Genomic DNA, 1778 nt, shown 5'->3' on the forward strand with positions numbered 1-1778 from the left:
CGACGGTCCGTTCACGTGGGCTTGTGTTGGCAAACCCATTCTCGCGTGAATCGGACCGTCACTCGTTTGTCGACACGCGCAAGTTGATCTCAGAACCGTAACGAAACGCTTCGCTGAATAACCCTCCATGAGCACGGTGCCGCCATAGAGGGGGAATCGACGAGCAGTCAGTGTCCTGAGCCCGAGTCGGGCCAGGACGTCGATCATGACTGGCAAGGAGTAGTACGCGTAGTGGCCGAGCCGGAGGGCATTCCACTGCGAGCCGTTCAGGATGGCGGCGAGGGAGTGGAACTGCAGGACGAGAACCCCGTCCGGCCTCAGGTGGCGAACCCTCTCGCCGAATGCCCGCAACTGGTCGGGCTCGTGCATGATGCCGAAGCAGCCGTCGACGACGACATCAGCGGGTTCGCCGGGACCCACGGGACGGAGTCCCTTCTCGGCGAGCAGGTCGAGCCACGTCCCGCCGTGCGGGCTGGGGAACTCTGCGATGGTCCCACCGCTCGGGAGCATGCCGTCCCTGGCGAGGGTGGCTACGGCGTCGCGCCGCTGGCGGAGCAACGCGGCGGGTTCGTCGCCGATCGGCTCCTCGGGAACGTCCGCGTCATCTCCTAACCGGGGCTGCGCCCCAGCCCGACGAGCCATGCGGTGGTCGGTTTCCGGTTTCCGAGCAGGCTCACGCAGGGACCCGCGGTCACTGCGGCCGACCGCCACCACTCGCTACGCCTAGATATGTTGACCACGACGCGAAGTGCGTTTATGCAGGTCAGGTGCGCTGTCGTTGCGCTGTGGAGCGAGCATGGAGCACATTACGCCCCTGAGTCTCGGCTCGCGATGGCCAAACTTGACTCGTTCTTACCGACTTCTTCGGTCCTAGCTCACCTAGCTGCGCGAGGCGGCAGTCGTTGCACAGCCACATCCGCAGTGGGTAGGTCGGATCGGATCCAGGGTCGGCGTCCTTGGGAAACAGCTCTGACGACGGCTGCCGCCCCAGATCGAGGACGAAGTCTCCGCTGCTCGACCTGCAGAAGCGGCACGTAGTGGACATCCGATCTCCTCCCATCGTCTACGCCGCAACCCTACTGTCACGTAATGGAAGAGTGTGCGCGCTGGCAACCGGGGGCTGCCGCCTCCTCTTCAGGTGTCGGAGGAGCGGCGACGCCGCAGGTCATCGTCGGGCGGTCGGCCGAGGACCATGCTGGACTGCACGAGCTCCCTGGCGCGCTCTGTCGTGGGCCTATAGCCGCCTCGTTCTGCGGCGGTGTCGTTCGGGATAACGGACTCGTCCCGGTGAAATGCAGCAGCTAAATGGGTCGTAGATCGCTTGATCGAGCGGTGGGTGTTGAGGCATTCGCCGCCTGACCTCAGCATCCACTGCTTGCCGCCGCTCCGCATCGTCGCGCCGGAAGGATGACCGCCGGAACGTGATGCGGTGCGGGGTTCAGGTGGTCGCAGGTCGACCGCGCCGCCGGAAATGCCTACGACGGCAGTTGCGTCAGTCCGAAGTGCCCCAGGGCACTGGGCCGGTCAGCGTAAGCATTCAGCCCGATCTTGAGCGTGACCTCGTGTCGGGGTCAGTGTGATCTTGGCGGCAGTGGCGTGTCGATCACGGGTGATCGGCTGGTCTGCGGTGTGATCTTGGGGTGTCCGAGCTGGAGGAGATGTCGCGCGACGAGTTGATCGTCGTGGTGCGGCGCCAGTCCGGGCAGTTGGCCGCGCAGGACCGGCAGATCCGTGACATGTCCGGGCGGCTCGCGCAGCTGATGGAGACCAACGAGGCG

Annotated in this window: 2 protein-coding genes; one reads left to right on the plus strand and one right to left on the minus strand. The window is 65.2% G+C overall.

Going from position 1 to position 1778, the window contains the following annotated elements; translation table 11 throughout:
* The first annotated feature begins 231 nt into the window (after positions 1 to 231).
* Positions 232 to 612: a hypothetical protein gene (locus tag KME75_RS41280; protein ID WP_219420423.1), complete on the plus strand. Its 381-nt coding sequence runs from the start codon at positions 232 to 234 to the stop codon at positions 610 to 612.
* A 151-nt stretch (positions 613 to 763) separates the two neighbouring features.
* On the opposite strand, the gene KME75_RS41285 is transcribed toward KME75_RS41280, so the two are convergent.
* Positions 764 to 1060 carry a class I SAM-dependent methyltransferase gene (locus KME75_RS41285; RefSeq protein WP_308283510.1) on the minus strand — a complete coding sequence of 99 codons (297 nt, stop codon included), beginning with the start codon at positions 1058 to 1060 and terminating at the stop codon, positions 764 to 766.
* Between the last annotated feature and the right edge of the window lie 718 nt (positions 1061 to 1778).

Origin of the sequence: Pseudonocardia nigra, assembly GCF_019396355.1 — a bacterium.
Lineage (GTDB): Bacteria > Actinomycetota > Actinomycetes > Mycobacteriales > Pseudonocardiaceae > Pseudonocardia > Pseudonocardia nigra.

What these genes read in the sequence shown, in the direction of transcription:
- KME75_RS41285 (WP_308283510.1), bottom strand. Translation starts at nt 1,060, where the DNA reads ATGGGAGGAGATCGGATGTCCACTACGTGCCGCTTCTGCAGGTCGAGC.